Here is a 701-nt window from a genome sequence, read left to right on the forward strand (position 1 = left end):
GCGAGTTGTCGAGGACGATTTCCTTGGCGCCGCTGGAGATCTCGTACCCGCCGAAGAGGAAGCCGAGCGCGATCAGCAGGCCGCCCGCGGCGACGAACGGGATCATGTAGCTCACGCCGGTCAGCAGGATCTGGCGCAGCCGGGTGCCCCAGCCGACGTCCGAGGCCGCCTCGGCGGTGTCGGTTCCGGCGGCGGTGCCGGCCACCCGGGCGGCGGACGGGTCGTCGGCGGCCCGCACGGCCTCGGCGAGCATCACGTCGGGCTCGTTGATGGCGCGCTTGACGCCGGACGCGACGACGGGCTTGCCCGCGAAGCGTTCCCGGCCCTTGACGCCGACGTCGGTGGCGAAGATGACGGCGGCCGCGCCGGCGATCACCTCGGGGCTCAGCGACGTGCCGCCGCTCGAGCCCTGGGTCTCCACCCGCACCGGGACCGACGCCCGTTCGCCGGCCGCGACCAGCGAGTCGGCGGCCATGTAGGTGTGGGCGATGCCGGTGGGGCAGGCGGTGACCGCGACGACGTAGCGCGCGGAGGTCGACGGTGCGGCGGGGACGGGCGTCGGTGCCGCGGGTGCGGGGGCCGGTGCGGCCTGCCCGGGCACCTCGAGGCCGAGCGCCTCGTGCACCAGCGCCACCACCGCGTCGGCGTCCGGGGCCGCGCGCAGCGACGCGACGAACTCGGGCCGCACGAGCGCGCGGGCC

At 76.3% G+C, this 701-nt stretch carries 1 protein-coding gene; it reads right to left on the reverse strand.

Annotated features, from left to right (window positions below):
• A partial coding sequence (locus tag AC1DYG_RS18700) for a PTS fructose transporter subunit IIB (protein ID WP_477641371.1) occupies nt 1-701 on the reverse strand: 701 nt, incomplete at both ends.

This window comes from Pedococcus sp. P1_H8, from assembly GCF_056405175.1.